Annotated in this window: 11 protein-coding genes; 5 read left to right on the forward strand and 6 right to left on the reverse strand. The window is 42.9% G+C overall.

Features of this window, described 5'->3' with window-relative positions:
- The first annotated feature begins 3 nt into the window (after window positions 1-3).
- Genes HMPREF2794_RS12620 through HMPREF2794_RS12635 form a run of 4 tightly spaced genes read left to right on the forward strand, consistent with a single transcriptional unit; the run spans window position 4 to window position 6,232 of the window.
- Window positions 4-1,983 (forward strand): RagB/SusD family nutrient uptake outer membrane protein, encoded by a 1,980-nt coding sequence (locus HMPREF2794_RS12620; RefSeq protein WP_070751625.1) that lies wholly within the window; start codon window positions 4-6, stop codon window positions 1,981-1,983.
- 22 nt (window positions 1,984-2,005) lie between these two features.
- Complete coding sequence (locus HMPREF2794_RS12625; protein ID WP_010536432.1) at window positions 2,006-2,974, forward strand: BT_3987 domain-containing protein; 969 nt, start codon at window positions 2,006-2,008, stop codon at window positions 2,972-2,974.
- Window positions 2,975-3,006: 32 nt separating this feature from the next.
- Entirely contained in the window at window positions 3,007-4,635 is a 1,629-nt protein-coding gene (locus HMPREF2794_RS12630) for a LamG-like jellyroll fold domain-containing protein (RefSeq protein ID WP_070751639.1), read from the forward strand.
- A 19-nt stretch (window positions 4,636-4,654) separates the two neighbouring features.
- Window positions 4,655-6,232: a glycoside hydrolase family 76 protein gene (locus HMPREF2794_RS12635; RefSeq protein WP_010536435.1), complete on the forward strand. Its 1,578-nt coding sequence runs from the start codon at window positions 4,655-4,657 to the stop codon at window positions 6,230-6,232.
- A gap of 131 nt (window positions 6,233-6,363) precedes the next feature.
- On the opposite strand, the gene HMPREF2794_RS28965 is transcribed toward HMPREF2794_RS12635, so the two are convergent.
- The 5 genes from HMPREF2794_RS28965 to HMPREF2794_RS12660 all read right to left on the reverse strand — a co-directional run bounded on the left by HMPREF2794_RS28965 (window position 6,364) and on the right by HMPREF2794_RS12660 (window position 13,642).
- On the reverse strand, window positions 6,364-6,633 hold the full coding sequence (locus HMPREF2794_RS28965) for a hypothetical protein (RefSeq protein ID WP_010536436.1): 270 nt from the start codon (window positions 6,631-6,633) through the stop codon (window positions 6,364-6,366).
- Window positions 6,634-7,117: 484 nt separating this feature from the next.
- Complete coding sequence (locus tag HMPREF2794_RS12645) at window positions 7,118-8,674, reverse strand: sulfatase (protein WP_010536437.1); 1,557 nt, start codon at window positions 8,672-8,674, stop codon at window positions 7,118-7,120.
- Window positions 8,675-8,691: 17 nt separating this feature from the next.
- On the reverse strand, window positions 8,692-10,776 hold the full coding sequence (locus HMPREF2794_RS12650; protein ID WP_010536438.1) for a Sip1-related alpha-galactosidase: 2,085 nt from the start codon (window positions 10,774-10,776) through the stop codon (window positions 8,692-8,694).
- 9 nt (window positions 10,777-10,785) lie between these two features.
- Window positions 10,786-12,168: an alpha-L-fucosidase gene (locus HMPREF2794_RS12655; protein ID WP_055270979.1), complete on the reverse strand. Its 1,383-nt coding sequence runs from the start codon at window positions 12,166-12,168 to the stop codon at window positions 10,786-10,788.
- 13 nt (window positions 12,169-12,181) lie between these two features.
- A complete protein-coding gene (locus HMPREF2794_RS12660) occupies window positions 12,182-13,642 on the reverse strand; it encodes a sulfatase family protein (RefSeq protein WP_022301025.1) in 1,461 nt (486 codons plus the stop codon).
- Between the two features lie 234 nt (window positions 13,643-13,876).
- Between HMPREF2794_RS12660 and HMPREF2794_RS12665 the strand changes: the two genes are divergently transcribed.
- Window positions 13,877-17,974 carry a two-component regulator propeller domain-containing protein gene (locus HMPREF2794_RS12665; protein ID WP_070751626.1) on the forward strand — a complete coding sequence of 1,366 codons (4,098 nt, stop codon included), beginning with the start codon at window positions 13,877-13,879 and terminating at the stop codon, window positions 17,972-17,974.
- On the opposite strand, the gene HMPREF2794_RS12670 is transcribed toward HMPREF2794_RS12665, so the two are convergent.
- A complete protein-coding gene (locus HMPREF2794_RS12670; protein ID WP_070751627.1) occupies window positions 17,964-19,337 on the reverse strand; it encodes a sigma-54-dependent transcriptional regulator in 1,374 nt (457 codons plus the stop codon). The two genes, HMPREF2794_RS12665 and HMPREF2794_RS12670, sit on opposite strands and share 11 nt — an antisense overlap.
- Between the last annotated feature and the right edge of the window lie 83 nt (window positions 19,338-19,420).

A 19,420-nucleotide genomic window follows, 5' to 3' on the forward strand; every position in this document is an offset into this window, starting at 1 on the left:
ATTATGAAGAAATTATTATATACCATATTGTTGTCCTTAGGTACGTTTTTATTTACTGCATGTACCGATTATATCAATGTGGATAAATATTTTTATGATCAGGTATCATTAGATTCTGCTTTTTCCAAGCGGGTGTATGTAGAAGGATGGCTGTCAAGTGCATATAGTGTAATGGATAATATTGGTGAGTATCGCGAACCGTTTCGCTGGGCAAGCGATGATCTTTATCATCCGGATATGAAAGAGTATGTGGAAGGAAATTACAGTGCCGACCATCAGCTTAGTGATGATGATAGAAAGAACTCACGCTTGTGGAAATATTATGAGGGAATCCGTAAAGCGTCTACTTTTATAGATAATGTAGATCGTTGTCCGGAATTGACGATGGATGAAAAAACGGATTTGAAGGGACAGGCACGTTTCCTACGCGCTTATTGTTACTGGGCATTAATACGTGTTTATGGCCCGGTGCCTTTAATCCCGACAGAAGGGTTGGATGTGAATCTTTCCTATGAGGAACTGTCATTACCCCGTGAACCTTTTGATAATGTGGTTGATTTTATAGACGCAGAATTGGCTGAGACTGCCCGCTCGCTGCCAATCAAAAGGACAGTCAACAATTTGGGACGTCCCACCCGTGGTGCTGCATTAGGGCTTCGTGCCAGAGTTTTGCTTTATGCTGCCAGTCCGCTTTTCAATGGAAATATCGACTTTTTTGATGTGAAAGATTGCTATGGAAATCAATTGGTATCTCAAACTTATGATGAGACTAAATGGGCGAAAGCGGCAGCTGCAGCTAAGGATGTGATTGAATTGGCTAAGGCGAGCAATTTGTATGAACTTTATGTTATAGCTCCGAAAGCTACGGTTTTACCTTCTCAGCGTCCACCTTATAATGAACTTTATTCGGACAAGAACTATCCGGAAGGTTGGGCAGATGTCGATCCGTTGCTTTCTTATAAATCAATTTTTGATGGTACGATACTTGGATCGAAAAATCCTGAGTTGATATTTACTAGAACAAGGGAAGGAACTGCGCATATTAATGACTGGGCGTATCAGTCGACTCCTAAAACATTGAGAGGAAATAATCGTTTGGCAGTTACACAAAAGCAAGTCAATGCTTATGCAATGAATGATGGACGTTCAATTACAGAGGCTGCTAGTACGAATGACTATGTGACAGAAGGTTTTACAACACAGGCTTATGCCGCAGAAAATCCATTCTTACCGGCTAAAGTTAATCTGATGTATAATAATCGTGAACCTCGTTTCTACGCATCGATTGCTTATAACGGATCAGTTTGGGAAGCTTCCAGTGCTTCCGAGTCCGATTATCGTGATAAACAAATATTTTATTATCGTGGTTTGAACGATGGTAAGCAGGGATTTAAGGAAGAATGCCCTTTGACGGGAATTACTTTAAAGAAGTTTTATAATTCGGAAGATTCGAGAACGGAAGGCGGATATCTCGTTGATAAGACAGAGATGACAATACGTTATGGTGAAATACTGTTGATTTATGCTGAAGCTTTGAATGAGCTGACTTCCGGACAAGTATATCATCTGACGACTTATACAGGAGCTGATGTTGAAATTCAGCGTAATGTCGATGAAATGCGGTATGCTATAAAGCGTATCCGTATGCGTGCCGGAGTACCTGACTATACTGATGAGACCTATAATAATCCGAATGATTTCCGTGTGAAACTGAAGAGAGAGCGTCAGATTGAGTTATTGGGAGAAAACAGTATGCGTTATTTTGATTTACGACGTTGGAAAGACGCGATGACAGAAGAAAACCAGTTGTTGCAAGGATGCAACATAAATATCAGTGATGACGAAAAGCGTGTAGCTGATTTTTACAAGCCGACTATTATCACTTCGGTGCATAAGGTGTTTGAACAAAGGATGTATTTGTGGCCTTTCCCCACTTATGAACTGAAACGCAATGTAAATATGACACAGAATCCCGGATGGTAATACTTACTAAATTTAGCATGTTATGAAACAAAAAAGATATATATATGGAATCGTGGGATGCCTGCTGATTTCGATGATGTTAGGAATCTCCTCATGTGACGGACTGGAAGACGAATTGTTTCAGAAGAACTCGTATATTGTCCACAATGGATGGCAAGATTATGCTTTAGAAGTGGCTGAGGATAATACGACTATACTTCCGATTTATTTTGGTGTGAATGGCACTTCTGCTAATGACAAGGACATTTGTCTGACCATGGAGATAGACCCTGATACATTACAGAAATATAATTGGGAGAAATATAAAAATCAGTCGGACTTATACTATAAGATATTGCCGGCAGGTACTTATACATTTGATGCAGACTCATGGACTATTCCGAGTGGGGAGCTGAATGCGACGGCTGCTATTAAAATCGATTTGAACAAGATAGAGGAATTAGGAAGCTTGTATGATGATTATGTACTTCCACTTCGCATCACTTCTTCGACTGGTGAACCTATGGGGCAGAACAAATATACCAAAGTGCTGGCACATATCGGGTTTAAAAATGATTATTCTGGTACGTATAGTGGAAAAGGTATTATTACGCAGCAAGGAACTACATATACGACTGAGATTACCAGTACACAGCTTTATGCAATTAACAATGATATTTGCTATATGTTTGTTGGTGAGAAAACTCGTGCAAATACCCCAGACTATTTGAACTATGTGGTTGAAATAAAGCGCGATGAATGGGGAGGTATTACATTATCAAGTGAGGTAGGTAGCTTAGAGTTTAAGTCGTATAATAGTAAACTCAGTCGTAAATATACTTATAATTATAACGACCAGCGATATTATACTGAGATTACCACCGTTGAGCTTGCTTATGAGTATCTGGATAAAACTCAGAGTGAAGATTTGCGAATGACATTCGAAGGATCTTTCTCTATGTCAAGAGATGTGTTGAGAGTGGAATATCCTAATGTAGATGTAGAAGAGTAATTTACCTTAGTTATAATATATATATGAAAGTAATGAAATATTTCGTTTTCGCGTCATTGCTTTGTCTTTGTGCATGTAGCGATGATAACGATAACAAAAATAATGAGATACCCCAAGACCTGGTGGAATTGAAAGTTGACGCCAGTGAAATCAGTATTGCACAGGGGGATACCAGAACTGTAAAAATAACGTCAGGTAATGGCGAATATGTGGTAACTTCGGCAAACGAAGAAGTGGTAACGGCGGAAGTGAATGGCGATCTGGTGACACTGACAGCTGTAGAAGGGCAAAATAATGCTCAGGGAGTAGTGTATGTGAGAGATAAATACTACCAACGTGCTAAAATTTTGGTTAATACGGCAGCAGAGTTCGAATTGAAACTGAATAAGACATTATTTACACTTTATTCGCAAGTGGAAGGCGCAGATGAGGCTATAGTCAAAATCTATACAGGAAATGGAGGTTATTCATTGGAAGTGGTCGACGAAAATAATTGTATTGAGGTCGATCAGTCTACACTTGAAGATTCGGAATCATTTATAGTGAAAGGTATCGCACAGGGAAATGCAGAAGTTAAGATAACAGATCGGAAAGGAAAAGAAGCTTTTGTCAATCTGAATGTGATTGCTCCTAAGCAGATAACGACTGATGCTGATGAAAAGGGTGTGTTGATTAATGCTAATCAAGGTTCTCGGCAAGTGAAGATTCTTACAGGGAATGGAGAATATCAGATTCACGATGCTGGTGACTCGAAAATAATTCGTCTGGAAGTTTATGGTAATATCGTGACTGTTACCGGAAGAAAGGCAGGAGAAACTTCGTTTACTTTAATCGATGCCAAGAAACAGATATCCCAACCTATTCATGTAGTAATAGCGCCGGAAAAGCGTTGGTATATGAATTTAGGCAGAGATTATGCAGTTTGGACTCACTTTGGTGAGATGACCGGTGATGGATTAGAAAGCATCAAGGCTGCTACTAATGATTTCAAATTGAAAAAGATGACCTGGGAGTTGGTAACTCGTATTGATGGAACGAACTGGTTACAGACTTTCATAGGTAAGGAAGGCTATTTCATTCTTCGTGGTGGCGATTGGGAAAACAATAAGGGCAGACAGATGGAACTTGTCGGTATAAGTGATAAACTTAAACTTAGAACAGGACATGGAGCTTTCGAACTTGGAGCATGGACGCATATAGCCTTGGTTGTGGATTGTTCGAAAGGAAAAGATGACTATAATGAAAAGTACAAGCTTTATATTAATGGTAAACAACTTCAGTGGACTGATACTCATAAAACGGATATAGATTACTCTGAGATAGACCTTTGTGCAGGCAATGATGGTGGAAGAGTATCTATCGGAAAAGCTAGTGACAATAGACGTTTCCTTGATGGTGCTATACTCGAAGCACGTATATGGTATGTTTGTCGTACGGAAGAACAGTTAAAGGCTAACGCATGGAATCTTGAAGAAGTCAATCCGGAAGGATTATTGGCTCGCTGGGATTTCTCAGCCGGTGCACCGGTTGCTTATATTGAGGATGGCACTAATTCCGACCATGAATTATTAATGCATATCTCTAAGTACGATAGTTGGAATGCTACGGAATTCCCAATGAGCAGATTCGGGGAAGCTCCTATCGAAGTACCTTTTAAGTAATCTCTAAATTTGGAGAAAAATGAAAGCAATATTCAAACTGTTTATATTGAACCTCTTGGCTTTGGCATTACTTCCATCTTGTAGTGATGATGATCAGTCAAACTCAGAACAGAATGATCCGGTCAGTGGCAATATTTCTCCGGTAGGTTCATTTTCCGTAGAAGCTACCAATAACGAGAATGAACTTCTGGTGAAATGGACCAATCCCAGTAATCGCGACGTGGATATGGTAGAACTCTCTTACAGGGACGTGGAAACGAGCTTGTCTCGTGCTACCGACTTCTCACCGGGACATATCATCATACAGGTAGAACGTGATGTTACACAGGAATATCTGTTGAAAGTTCCTTATTTTGCTACTTACGAAGTTTCTGCCGTAGCTATCAGTAAAGCCGGCAAGCGATCGGTACCCGAAAGCCGTATTATGATGCCTTATCATGAAAAGGTGGATGAGCCGGAACTGAAACTGCCGGAGATGCTGGACCGTGCACATTCTTACATGACTTCTGTCATTGGATATTATTTCGGCAAGAGTTCCAGAAGCTGCTGGCGTGGTAATTATCCTTATGATGGAAAAGGTTATTGGGATGGTGATGCGTTAGTTTGGGGACAAGGTGGCGGTCTTTCGGCATTTGTCGCTATGCGTGATGCAACCAAAGAGAGCGAAGTGGAGAATCTTTACGGTGCAATGGATGATATGATGTTCAAAGGAATACAGTATTTCTGCCAGTTGGATCATGGAATTTTGGCTTATTCCTGCTACCCGGCTGCCGGTAACGAACGTTTTTACGATGATAATGTATGGATCGGGCTCGATATGGTCGACTGGTACATGGAAACGAAAGAGATGCGTTATCTGACACAGGCAAAGGTGGTGTGGCGCTACCTGATTGATCACGGTTGGGATGAGACCTGTGGAGGAGGCGTGCACTGGAAAGAGTTGAACGAACATACTACCAGTAAGCACTCTTGCTCTACCGGACCTACTGCTGTGATGGGCTGTAAGATGTATCAGGCAACTCAGGAACAGGAATATCTGGACTGGGCGATCAAATGTTACGACTATATGCTCGATGTATTGCAAGATAAGTCCGACCATTTATTTTATGACAATGTGCGTCCGAATAAGGATGATCCCAATTTGCCGGGTGACCTTGAAAAAAACAAGTATTCTTACAACTCCGGACAACCATTGCAGGCAGCCTGTCTCTTATATAAGATTACCGGCGAACAGAAATATCTGGATGAAGCGTATGCGATTGCTGAAAGCTGTCATAAGAAATGGTTTATGCCCTATCGTTCCAAAGAGCTGAACCTTACTTTCAATATTCTTGCTCCGGGACATGCCTGGTTCAATACGATCATGTGCCGCGGATTCTTTGAACTTTATTCTATAGACAATGACCGTAAATATATCGATGATATCGAAAAGTCAATGATTCATGCGTGGAGCAGTAGCTGTCATCAGGGCAACAACTTGCTGAATGACGATGATCTGAGAGGGGGGACTACCAAGACCAGTTGGGAAATACTCCATCAGGGAGCATTGGTTGAATTGTATGCCCGGTTAGCAGTATTGGAACGTGAAAACCGATAGTTGAATGATTCCCGTTCAGGGAAAATAAGAAAATAAAAAAGCCATCCCCGGAATAGACGAAGTAGGGATGGCTTTTTTGTAGTGTGCTTACTATTGTTCGGCAGACTATGTTCCGTGAGTTTTTGGAAAGGTTATTCCTTGACAGGCTCAGCCGGTTTGTCTTTGGATGCAGTGTCAGTAACGACTGTATCGTTGACAATAGCGGTCGGTGCACTCAGTTCTGTCTTAACAGGTTCCTCGCTCTTGGTTACAGTATCTTTTACTACTGTATCATTAACGATAGCTGTTGCATTAACTTCTGTCAGGGCTGTCGCAGCTTCTGCAGAGTTCTGAGCCTTAACAAGGAATGAACCACCACAAACAAACATAAACATTGCTACTACTAATACTAATTTTTTCATAATCGTTTGCTTTAATGATTATTAAACATATATTTTCAATTCTTTCTTATGTGTTAGGGAATCGGTTGTTACGTTATCTAACGGCTAATTAAAGGTCAAAGTGTGTGCCAAAGACTGATGTACGCTGTTAATGTATTGATTATAAGTGAAATATGTGGATTGTGTACATTGTCTATAGTGTGGAAACGTATGGGAAATGTGTGGAAAATGGGGCAGGGAGTGTGGAATATTTCTACAGTAATATACTTTGCTAAGTAACGATAAATAATGCGAGAATGGTTATGATACAATCAATAGCTATTCTATTTTTCTTTCGTATCACCTAGGTTGAACAATTGAATCACCTAGGTAATACATTCGTCACCTAGGTACTACGAAATAAAATAACTAATAAAAATGAAAGTTTCGGCAAATAGAATGCTTGTTTAGCGGTAACTTACCCTAAACGGCATGGAAATGAAATACCTGACTAAACAGTTGAAAACTATTCGATTTCATCCGGCCAAGGACAGGGCTTACCTGTGGCTTTGACAGTCGGACGCTGGGCATTTACTTTTCTCAAATAGGTTCCTAATTCTTTAGAAAGGTGTCTGACAATATCCGGATGTTGCGTGCTGAGGTCATGACTTTCGCCTATATCATCGGGAATATTGAATAGCTCTTTTTTGCCTGTGCCATAGTAATAGATCAATTTCCAGTCACCATTGCGTACGGCACAATTAAAGTTGATTCCCGGACCGTCGTTTCCCCAGTTGTTGGGCATGTTCCAAAAGAGGCTGCGCCCTTTGGAAGGATTTCCGGTTTGTTTCAGCAGAGGCAGGAAACTGATACCATCGATAGGCTGAACCGTTTGGTATTTTTTGATACCTGCCATTTCGAGGATAGTGGGATAAAAGTCTTCTATCAGCAGATAATCATTGCATTTGCTGTTAGGCGCTACGACACCGGGCCAGCTGACGATCATCGGCTCACGGATGCCACCTTCATAGGTGGAGCCCTTACCACTATTCAGTGGATGGTTTTGTGTATGGAGTTTGCCGTCACGCCAGTATGATTCGGCGGCAAGTCCTCCGTTGTCGCTCATAAAGATGATGATGGTGTTGTCAGCTTCTCCGCTTTTTTCCAGCCAGTCCATTAAATCACCCAGACTCTTATCCATACCTTCTATCAGCGTGGCATAAGCGGCTTCGTGATCGGTCATGCCTTTTTTCTTGTATTTGTCGTAGAAACGTTTGTCCTTGTCCAATGGGACATGGATGGCGTATTGAGACATATACAGGTAGAAGGGTTGGTTGTACTTCTTGGCTTTGTTCAATGCTTTGATGGCTTCTAAGGTTAATGCTTCGGTAACGAAGGTTTCCGTTCCCCAGTACTTCTCAAGTCCGGGAACGGCCATGAGCGATATCGGTTTTCCGTTTTTGTTGTGACCATAATTTTCTTCTCCCAGATAGCTGGCAAGTCCTCCGGCTGCGTGTCCGGCTATGTTTACTTCGAATCCCCAGTGGTGCGGGTCTTCTCCCGGAGTATCTATGGCGCCGAAATGTGCCTTTCCGCAATGAATCGTATGATAGCCGCTGTCTTTCAGCAGTTGTACGAAAGAAGTTCCTACGAATGTATTGTTGGTGCCAGGCACCTGACTTACTCCGTTATAGTTCCAGTCTGGTACTTCCAGCACTTTATCTTTACGGTCTGTTTTTATATTCTTTTGCAGTGTCCAGTTGGTTACTCGGTGACGTGCCGCGTTCGTTCCGGTGATGAGGCTGCATCGGGTGGGAGAACTGATACTGCTCGCATACGCTTGTGTAAACATCATGCCCTGTTTGGCAAGTCGTTCCATGTTGGGTGTTTCATACAGCTCATTGTAGTCTGTCTTTTGTGTCCAGAAGGGGAGCGAAGTGTCCTGCCATCCCATGTCATCTACCATAAAGAGGATGATGTTAGGACGTTTGTCCACCCGTTGTGTCTGAACGGACTTCTGTGCTTGCAGACTGGTACTAACCAGTGGTATGAGCGTGAGGGGGAAAAGTATTTTTTTGTTCATCGGTTGATTATTTAGTGTTATTTCTTTATTTCAATTCTACCGGTCTTTCTTATGGGTATACTCCGTAATTCCTGCTTTTTGCCGGAATCAGCCCATATTCTCAATGTGCCGGTACAATGGACGTCCAGTATCAATGTATCTGCACTACGTTCAAGTATCTGCACGGTAGCAGGCGACAGATATTTCTCTTGTATGCCGATAACTGCCCAGCCTTTGCGGATAGGACAAAGGTGGAACAGGCAATCTGTGAATCCGGATAGCTTTATTTTTCTTTCGGATGCGGTCAATACTTCTGCGCTTTGTTTTTCCCAGTTGAATGCGAGAATGCTATCGGAAGAAAAACGAGCGGATTCTTCGATATTTTCCCGTAAAAAGTAATCTTCCCGCTTGATGAAGCTTTCTACTTCTTGGTAAGAGGGGGAGGTGTTCAGATTGTAACAAATGACTGAGGTGGCTTCGTCCCCTGTAGGTGCAAATACCCGGTAGGCTTTGCCGCTTTGCAATGGATTGGTCAGTATGCATTCCGGAGTTGGAACGGCTGGGGCTGAGGGACGGAATATCTTTCCGGCTTCATCAATCAGGGGACGGATATTAGCTGCAATAAATTCAGTTGGTGAGTCTGATAGGTAAACAGGTCCACCGGAGATGGCCTTTGAACGTGCCATCAGACTACCGCAAATGGTATCACAAGAGTGAAACATGTCGTGGTCAGGCCAGACGGTTTGTCCCTGCATGAGTGTATTGGTATACGACTGGAACAGATGTGACTTTGCCATATTTTCGTCATATTTCTTGTAATCTATGCTGACACGCGTCACACTGCTGTACAGGGTGTGGTCCATGTTCAGAACATTCTGTGCCATGCAGTTCATTAGTCCCATTTGCAGGCGGTGTGTCTGGTGCTCCAAAGCAAGGTTGCAGTCTTTTGCCTGACGGATAACCTGTGTGCCACCCATGTAGAGTGGGAGAGTGAATGACTGATTGTCTATCTTTAGAAAATCAAATCCATATTCTTTCATCGTACGGATATGATATTCGTACCATGCTTCTATCTTGTCCGTGCTTGTGCCGGGCAGTAGGCTGCCATTGTAGGCATATAAGGTTTGCCGGATTTCCGGTGGAAAGTCATTATCGGCAGAGATTCCCAGCCAATAGCCGGAAAGACTGTACCATAAGCCTATCCATCGGATTTTGTCTGCTTGTTTGCGGTTCATGATACGCATCCATCCGTTAGGGAAACGTTTTTTATCGGGAACGAGACTGGTCAGTTGGCGGTTCTTATTCGCAATGTGACCATCGTCAATTAATATGTAACGTACAGGTATGCCCGATGATTCAATGGCGTCGATATCATTGAGTATTTTTGTTTCATCGATATCAAAATGATAATGTTCCCAAGTACACCACCCCAAATAGTTAAAAGCATCGAAATACTGTTTGTCGGTTCTTTTACGGAGAGTGGGCACTGCTGCATTATCTGCCGTTAACGAATGGTAGGCATCGCTGAATACATGATATACAGATGAAGATTTCCGGATAAGAAGGAGAGGGAGTTGTCCGTTTAGTGCGTCTTCTCCCAACGTGGAGATATACAGCGTGATTGTCCCGTCCTGATTAACTTGAAACCAGCTGAGGCTGTTGTCGCCAGCAATGGCCTTGGCGAATAAGTACTCTCCATCAGAGAGTTCAAAGAGTAGTGCATCACCCGATACGGACGGTAGAGCATTGGAAGGGATACCTTCATAATCGCTTCGTGTAAGGTCTTCCAGGCGGCTGAATACCCAAGGAAGTAACCGGTTCGTGTTATTCGGCCATTGATAGTCGTCGGGACGGGAATCACGACTGAAGAATATTCCACGAACATACAAAGGAAGTGCAACTTTATACGAAAGTGTACCCTGATGTTCCGGTACTTGCTGTTCGTATATTATGGGGGTAGATGGAGTATAGGTATTCAGGTCGATATTTTTTTCCATCCGGTAAGCTGCAACATCTTTGTATGTTTTTCCTTTATGGTAGGTAAACGGGTTCTGGGCAGACAGCGATGCTGTAGCAAAGATGCCCGTCAATGTCCATAAACAGATGTGGATAAATCTTCTCATGCCTCTTGTCTATTTTACAGAATATGCGCTGAAATTAATAATATCCGGCAATGCGATCGATTCGGTTACAGTCAGTTTTAATGCAGTGGCTTCTACCGGTTCAAACTTTTCGATCCGTTTGTGTCCTACCGATTCTCCTGTGCAGACGGTTTGCCATTTTCCGTCCACTTTGGCTTCTATTTGATATTGTCGGATGCGTTCTCCGTTTTTAATGTTTTCCTGGATAATACAATAATTGACCGGTTGCTTCTTTTCAAATTTCAGTGTCAGGCTTTTCTTTTGTCCCGAAATGCGGGCTATCGGAGAGGAAAATCGACGATTGATTTCGTCTCCCATTTCTTTCAGGCGCTGTACATCTCCGACAGGGATTAACCCGGTCGGGTCAGGAGTTAATCCGAGAATGAGGGTAGCGTTTCTTCCTACTGACTTTTCATATTTGTTCATCAGAGTGTTTAGCGGATAGATATTATTTTCGTCATCCGGTTCCCAAAACCATTCATGGCGACCGTTTGCTCCTCGTAGCGGAGTGTCTGCCATTGCAGGTACCCAGTATTTGCCGTTCTTGTCACCGTGCTTTAAGAGTTCGATCTGATCGATGTTACTTTCAATGCGTTTATGATGTGAACAGGGAACGGGAAAGGTAGACCAGCAAGGATATTCTACTGTACCTGTTTCCGAACCTCCCCATCGGAAGTCGGCACGGTCGATGTTATGATAGAAAAGACAGTTGGGCTGATACTTATTAACAATCGGTTCTACGTCCGGACCGTCGCCACGTGGATCATCGGCTCCGCCGTCAAACCATATCATATATAAATCTCCGTAGCGGGTACAGAGTTCTGTAACCATCTTCTCGCACAGACGCTTGTACCATGACTGGCGGTTGCGGGCGAATTCTCCTTCTCCTTCGGCTTTGAAGTTATGAATACCTAGCAGTGAGTTCCAGCGGATGCCGATGTAGATGCCCGGTTGCAGCCCGTATTTGCGACAGGAATTTACGAAGTCGCGGACAATATCTCCTTTTCCGTCTCTCCATTTCACAGCTTTCAGGCAATAAGGGTTGACATCGCTTTGCCAGAGTCCGAAACCTGTCTCGTGGGTGGCTGTCAGTACGGCAAATTTACATCCGGCAGCTTTGGCGGCCTGTACCCATTGGTCGGTGTTCAGTTCTGTCGGGTTGAAGATATTATAATCTTCGATAGGATTGATACGGTTGTTGCCTTGCCCGTAGCGGATGCCGTCGAACACATGCAGGTCATAATGGAAGACAGCACCCATTTCAGCTTCATGCCATTTGAGTTGATGAGGCTTGGGGGTGGGTATGTCCTGCTGTTGGGCGAAGCTGTAAGCTGAGCATAAGATAAAGAGGGAGAGATAGCAAAGTTTTTTCATGGTGTTTCTTTAGTTATGGTTTCAGATAATGGGCAAATGAATCATTGGTATGGAGTAGCCATGCCTTGAGTTGTTTGTTGAATTGCCGGACCAGATGGGGGGATTGTCCGGCAATATTATCCATTTGATATGGGTCTTTGGTTCGGTCGAAAAGAACTGTTTCGTCTATTTTTCCATTGGTTGCGTGAACTGCGAATGTGTGGGTTGCCGTACGTAGGCCGCGATATCCGGTAGCGTGATTGTCAAACTGTACATAATAATAAGGTTGCACAACCTCTTTTTTACTCTTTCCCAGAATCTGACGGGATAAGTCGAAAGTTTGTACGGTTTCGGGTATTTCCTTTCGAAATCCCATCAAGGATAAGAGAGAAGGATACAAGTCGGCAAAAGCAATCATTAAACGGTCGTCTTTGCGCGGCTTTATCTTTGCCGGCCAAGAGATAATCATGGGGATACGCATGGATTCTTCGTAAAAGATATCCTTTCCGGCAGCATTGTGAGCTCCCATGCAGATACCATGATCGGACGTAAATACAACGATGGTATTCTCAAAAAGTCCATTGCTTTTGAGCGTTTCGATGATACGTCCTACGTTCTCGTCTACTCCTGTGATACAGGCGTAATAGTTGCGTATATTATTTCTGAAATAGTTTCCCATTTCGGTACCTTTGGCGGGTATGTCCGGTCGATTGGCACAGAGAGCTTCCACATCCATATCCTTATATAAGGCTTTGTATCTGTCAGGAACCAGTTCGTAACCGGTATGTGGAGGGTTCATTGAAACGACCAATGCGAAAGGCTGTTTACTCTCTTTTTGTGCCTGAATGTATTCGATGGCTCTGTCTGCTTCATAAGCAGGTCCCCATTGGTTGACATAATAGAAACTGTCACGTGGGGCAGTGGCGTTCCAGTACATTGGTTTCAGATGATAATCGTAGGTTCCGTATGCTATCCAGTGTTCGAATCCATGACGGCGTTCGGGAGGACACCATTCGTTCCATGCTACTTTACCATGATTGTTGTAGGTATCTACATAGGGTTTATAAGGAGAATCCAGATGCCATTTTCCTATATATCCTGTACGGTAGTCCATGTCTTTTAGTACATCACTCCAGCAGCGTGCCTCCTGCGGAAGTTCTACTCCGTAAGGTGCTGTTTGTGAGTTACAGTTTCCTACCACTTTGTTATGGAGAGGATACATGCCTGTCATCAGCATGGCCCGGGCAGGCGATGAAACAGGATAACTGCTGACAGCATTGGTGAATAGCACTCCTTCGGAAGCCAGATTATCCAGGCAAGGGGTCTTTACAGGTTCTCTGCCCAGGCAGCCTAGTGCGTCACCCCGATATTGGTCTGCCATGATGAAGACAAGATTCGGAGGTGTCTGGGCGGCAAGCGGAAGAATCGGAACGACGAATGTAGCTCCGATCAACCATTTATGATAATATTTAGTCTTTGGTATGTGCATTATCATAAAAATAGTTTTTTTGTGTCTGACAAGTTAAGATCAACTAAGGTCATCGTATGTATTATTTAAAGGTGTACATGAAATTGTTATACGGTTGCAAATGTATGCAAACAATGTGGTTCCGAGTATACCTGTTTCTTTCATTCAACATACATGTTTAATTCAGAAGTCCATTTCTTCATTCTATTTTTTGTATGTTTTGACTTAATTTCGTTTATTTGCTATAAATTGATTAATAGAATGAAGCACTTAAATCTAATTCTGACACTTCTGATTCTGATCTGTTATCCGCTGCATCCTGCTTATGCTTTTTTTGATAAAGATATTCAATTGCTGACGATGAGGGATGGATTGGCAGATAACACGATTCCTTGCATATATAAGGATGAAGACGGATTTATGTGGTTTGGTACGGATAACGGATTAAGCCGTTATGATGGAAAAACGATTCAGAACTTTAAGCCTGCTGAGGCTTATGTCTCAGTTTCCGGTATTGTGAGGTTGTCAGATGATCTTTTAGGTGTCGTATCTGATGGATTTCTTTATTACTTCAACCGAAAGCTGGAAACTTTTCTTCCGAAATGCGTTGATTCTGCTATTTCGACAGGTGTTACTCATGTCTTAGTTGCTGATGATTCTTCCTATTGGGGAATATCAGGAAGCAGGCTGATACTTTATCAATGGGAGATAGAACAAGGTGAGGAAGAGGGAGAATATGCTGTTCGGGTAAACATACAAAAGGAGTTTCAGTTATTAGAGGAAAAAACGGAGCTCTTTTCTTCTATCTGTTATCGTGAAGAAGATAAGAACGGGATATGGCTGACTACTAATCGGGGGAATCTGATTCTGTTTCATCCGGATACTCCGGAATCGTATCAAAAGATATCGTTGGCAGACGGAAAACCGTTACAAGTTACTTCCATTTTAAATAAAGACGGTATCGTCTGGATTTCAACCATTGCCAAAGGTATTGTACGCTATCATACGAAGTCGGGACATATTGACCGAATTTCGTTTGGTGGAACAGGAAAGGAGAATCTCCTTTCCCATACAGATGTTTATCAGATTGTATTTGTTGGTAACAATCGATATCTGGCAGTGACATGGGGTGGCTATACACTATTGATGCCGGATGAAAAGCAGCCGGAAGAATTGACATCAGAGATTTATAGCAATACACATACGCAGATTTACCGGAATCTGGAAACGCGTATGATTTCTGCTTATTATGATCCGAATGGCCTTCTTTGGATTGGAACTAATGGGGGAGGGGTGATGTATTCGGATTTGAGGTCACAGTTCTATGACCGTTATTATCAGGACAGACATAACGAAATATGCAGTATCCTTCTGGATGATAATCATCGAGTGTGGTTAGCGACCTATCATAAAGGAATCATGCGAAGTGACATGCCATACGTACAAGGGAAAAAACTTAGTTTTTCTAAAGTAGATACAGGAAGTGGAAAATCCGAAGAAACGATGTTATGTGCTCTGGAAGACGCAGACGGAAATCTGTGGTTTGGCAATATAGACGGCACTTTGACTGTCTGCCACATCCGGACCGGTCGTTTTGTTGTTCATTCATTGTTGGTGGATGGTGTTGCCAACAGGGCTTCGGTATGGGCTTTATATATGGATAATAAGAACAGGCTCTACGTAGGTACGGGCGATGGGCTGCTGTTGTATAATCATCAGGAGAGTACATGCGTCAAGTTATCTGCTGAACGGTATTTGAATGAGAAAAGACAACCCTTTATCCGTGCGATTGTTCAGACCAAGGATGGGACAATATGGCTGGGGACAAGTAATATGGGAGTTTGCAGATTGGTTGAATCTGCTTCCGGAGATATATCCGTAGAAAACGGATATGAGGGAAGAATGAATATGGAATATCGTTCGGTACGCTCATTACTGGCATCTTCGGATGGAAATTTATATATAGGTTATACGGATGGCTTTGCTGTCCTGTCTCCCCGAGAGAATTCAATCAGCGCGCATTATACAACGAATAACGGATTGTGCAGTAACTTTATCGGCTGTATGGCAGAAGACAACGAGGGGCATGTCTGGCTGGGAAGTAACTCCGGCATATCGCGTTATGGCCGTCGCCAGCATCTTTTCTATAACTACTACATAGCGGGTAGTAACCGTTCTGCTATATTCAGTGATAAGACTTTATTCTTCGGGAATAATCAGAGCCTGACTTATTTCAATCCGGAGGAAATAAATGCTTATCCAACGAATGAGCGTGTATTGATAACTGGTTTGGAAGTTGATAACCGTCCTGTTGGGATAGGGGAAAAGGTAAATAATCAGATTATACTCAATCAAATAATCTCTTCTGCAGAGCGGATTGTACTGGATAATGATAATAGGGACTTCTCCTTGAGTTTCAATAACTTGTCCTATTCGGATGAACGACAGAAATATAACTACCGGCTTTTACCTTATCAGGGGAATTGGCTGATCTCTGATGAGGGAGAGAGAGCTTCGTATACCAATCTCCCTGCCGGAGATTATGTGTTTGAAGTGAGGAATATTTATCCGAATGGTGAGACTGGGGAGGTAACTTCATTGAAGATTGTTATTCTCCCTCATTGGAGCCAGACTTTTGTTTTTCGGCTTTTCGTCTCTCTGTTATTGTTGGGAGGAGTAGCTTATGGAATGCGGTTGATAAAACTTCGCCAAAAACGAATGGAACACGAAATGCAGATGAAGCATGAACTGCTGACGGTCAGCCTGGAGCGTGAGAAAGAACATCAGATACGTGTGGAACGTGAGAACTTTTTTACGGGAGTTGCCCATGAACTGCGTACACCGCTGACTCTGATTCTTGCTCCGGTGCAGGAACTGATGAAACGGTATAGTCCGTCGGAGGACTTTTATAAGAAATTGCAACTCATATATAAGAATGCGACTTCACTGCATACTTTAGTCGATCAGTTGCTTTATATACAAAAGATAGAGGCTGGAATGGTCAGGCTTCAATTGTCAGAGACTGATTTGGTGCAGTTGGTTCGTAATGTGTCGGAACCGTTCCGGCAGATGTCCGAAATCAGACAACTGCACTTTGATGTTGATTTACCCGATGAGAGGCTTTTGTATTGGGTAGATGAGGGAAAGATTACTTCGGCTGTGCAGAATCTTCTTTCTAATGCCTTTAAGTATACGCCTCCGGGAGGACATGTTCTGCTCTCCGTATCTCCTGCCATGAGAAACGGTCAAGGCTATTGCCGGATAACGGTTTCGGATACGGGTGCGGGGATTCCGGAAGAGTTGCAGAAACATATTTTTGAATCGTTCATAACAGGCGATAATAGACCGGAAATGTCAACAAAGGCAGGAGTGGGACTACATATTGTGAAGACTACGATGGACTTGCATCATGGATTGGTTACTTTAAAGAGCGTGCCTGATGAAGGGAGTACCTTTGCCCTTTATATTCCCGAAGGAAAAGCGCATTTTGCAAAAGATACTTATGAGCTTGTAGACGCTCAGCAGGAAAAAATAAAGGATGAGGATTTGGAACCAGAGTCGTTTTCTCCGGCGTCGGAAAATAATGTGCAGGAGGCGGGAGTTAAAAAGAGTCTGCTGATAATAGAAGATAATGAATATATCCGGAGCTTATTTGCTTCCAGATATACTGTCTATGAAGCCGGGGATGGGGAGGAAGGAGTGCGGGTGGCAAAAGAACAGTTGCCCGACCTTATAATCTCGGATGTGATGATGCCCGTAAAAGACGGTTTTACTTGCTGTCGGGAAATTCGTAGGCAGCAGGAGACTGCTCCTATTCCTATTCTGATGTTGACCGCTAAAGCGGAGGATATTGATATCATGCAGGGCTGCAATAGCGGAGCGGATGATTATATGATGAAACCGTTTAATCCGGAGGTATTAAAAACAAAAGTGGATAACTTGATTTTGCAGCGTGAGCGATTGAAACGGATTTATACAAAAGCTCTGATGCTGAAACGGAAGTCAGAAGAAGGAGAGAAAGAAGATGCCTTTTTGCAGCGGCTTATCTCTATAATAGAAGCCAATCTTTCTAATGTAGACTTTAATGTAAAGATGTTGGCGGAGCAATTGAACATGAGTCAGCCAACCTTATACCGGAAGGTGAAACAGCGCAGTGAATTGTCGGTTATTGATATGATCCGCAGTATACGTATAAGCAAGGCGGCAACATTAATTCTGGAGAACCACTATTCAATTCAGGAAATCTCGGAAATGGTTGGGTATTCCGACACCCGTACTTTGCGTAAGCACTTTATGGAACAGTTTGGCGTATCCCCCTCTAAATATATAAATAGCGCTGATTTATATTCTATAGGTTGATATTATATAGTTTCAGTTTATTATATAATGTCTTCCGGTCGATATTGAGCAATTGTGCTGCCTTACTTTTATTATTTCCGGTCTGGCGCAATGCTTCCAGAATGTGTTCTTTCTCCGTCTCTTCATTGCGTAGCGCCATACTTGCCGGACAAGCAGTAGTCGTCTCCAGCAATTCGGTTCCTAATTCAAGAAGAGTGATGAAACTGCCTTGTGCCAGTAAAGTAGCTCTTTTAACGATATTCTTCATCTGGCGTAAGTTGCCCGGCCAGTGATAGTTGAGCAAAGCTTGTGATGCTTTCGAGTCGAAACCGATCAGGTGTTTGTCAAGCTCCTTGTTTGCCTGGTCGAGGAAGAAATTGGCAAACAGCAGTATGTCTTCTTTTCGTTCTTTCAGGTCGGGCATCCGCAGGGTAAATTCGTTGATACGGTGGAAAAGGTCTTCACGGAAAGTTCCCTTTTCGATGGCCTGTTCCAGATTCTCGTTGGTAGCAGAAACCAGACGGATATCAACCGCTACTTCCTGTGTGGAACCGACCGGACGGATCTTTCTCTCTTGCAGGGCACGGAGAAGTTGTATCTGCACCTCATAGCCGAGATTGCCTATCTCATCCAAAAAGATAGTACCGCCATTGGCTGCAACAAACGCTCCTGTTTTGTCAGTCAGTGCTCCTGTAAAAGAGCCTTTCACGTGACCGAAGAATTCGGATGCGGCTAATTCTTTGGGAATCGAACCGCAATCTACCGCGATAAACGGTTTATCGTTTCGTTTACTCAGTTGATGGATACGGTGTGCCACATACTCTTTTCCCGTTCCGCTGGAGCCGTTGATCAGTACGGACATATTAGTTGGAGCGACCAGACCTACATAATTATAGAGTTGCTTGGCGGCATCACTTTCTCCTTCCAGATAAGCATGATGAGTCTCGGCATTATTGGAGGATACGGCAGAAGAACTTTTTTTTGCAGGGGCTTTGGCAGTGTTATGAACGGCTGAGGTTTCTTTCGCTTGCAAAGCTTCCGACATTTTTTTCAGCAATTCTTCCGGGTTCACCGGTTTGGCAACGTAGTCACGTGCTCCCAGTTTCATAGCCTGCACTGCCGATTGGATATCGGCATAGCCGGTCATAATAATCAAAGGTATATCGATTCCCTTTTCGTTCATCCACTTCAGAAGATCGATACCATCGTGATCGGGTAAACGCAAATCGGACAGGATCAAGTCTGCTCCTTGTCCTTCAATGTGCTTCTGGGCACGGGCAATGTTACTCACTGACGATACTTCAAACCCTTTTTTTCCTAGCCAGGTTTTCAGCATCATTCCGAAAGTGATATCGTCTTCAATAATTAATATGGATTTCATCATACTCTCTTTTGCCTCTTTTTAATGCTGCAAAGGTAAGAGGATTTGGGCGAAAGTAGTATATTTGCAAACTTAAATTAAATAAA

The sequence above is a fragment of the Bacteroides sp. HMSC067B03 genome (assembly GCF_001811315.1).
Taxonomy (GTDB): domain Bacteria; phylum Bacteroidota; class Bacteroidia; order Bacteroidales; family Bacteroidaceae; genus Bacteroides; species Bacteroides faecis.

Coding starts and splice junctions, on each gene's coding strand:
- HMPREF2794_RS12620 (WP_070751625.1), top strand. CDS start 4: ATGAAGAAATTATTATATACCATATTGTTGTCCTTAGGTACGTTTTTA.
- HMPREF2794_RS12625 (WP_010536432.1), top strand. CDS start 2,006: ATGAAACAAAAAAGATATATATATGGAATCGTGGGATGCCTGCTGATT.
- HMPREF2794_RS12630 (WP_070751639.1), top strand. CDS start 3,007: ATGAAATATTTCGTTTTCGCGTCATTGCTTTGTCTTTGTGCATGTAGC.
- HMPREF2794_RS12635 (WP_010536435.1), top strand. CDS start 4,655: ATGAAAGCAATATTCAAACTGTTTATATTGAACCTCTTGGCTTTGGCA.
- HMPREF2794_RS28965 (WP_010536436.1), bottom strand. CDS start 6,633: ATGAAAAAATTAGTATTAGTAGTAGCAATGTTTATGTTTGTTTGTGGT.
- HMPREF2794_RS12645 (WP_010536437.1), bottom strand. CDS start 8,674: ATGAACAAAAAAATACTTTTCCCCCTCACGCTCATACCACTGGTTAGT.
- HMPREF2794_RS12650 (WP_010536438.1), bottom strand. CDS start 10,776: ATGAGAAGATTTATCCACATCTGTTTATGGACATTGACGGGCATCTTT.
- HMPREF2794_RS12655 (WP_055270979.1), bottom strand. CDS start 12,168: ATGAAAAAACTTTGCTATCTCTCCCTCTTTATCTTATGCTCAGCTTAC.
- HMPREF2794_RS12660 (WP_022301025.1), bottom strand. CDS start 13,642: ATGATAATGCACATACCAAAGACTAAATATTATCATAAATGGTTGATC.
- HMPREF2794_RS12665 (WP_070751626.1), top strand. CDS start 13,877: ATGAAGCACTTAAATCTAATTCTGACACTTCTGATTCTGATCTGTTAT.
- HMPREF2794_RS12670 (WP_070751627.1), bottom strand. CDS start 19,337: ATGATGAAATCCATATTAATTATTGAAGACGATATCACTTTCGGAATG.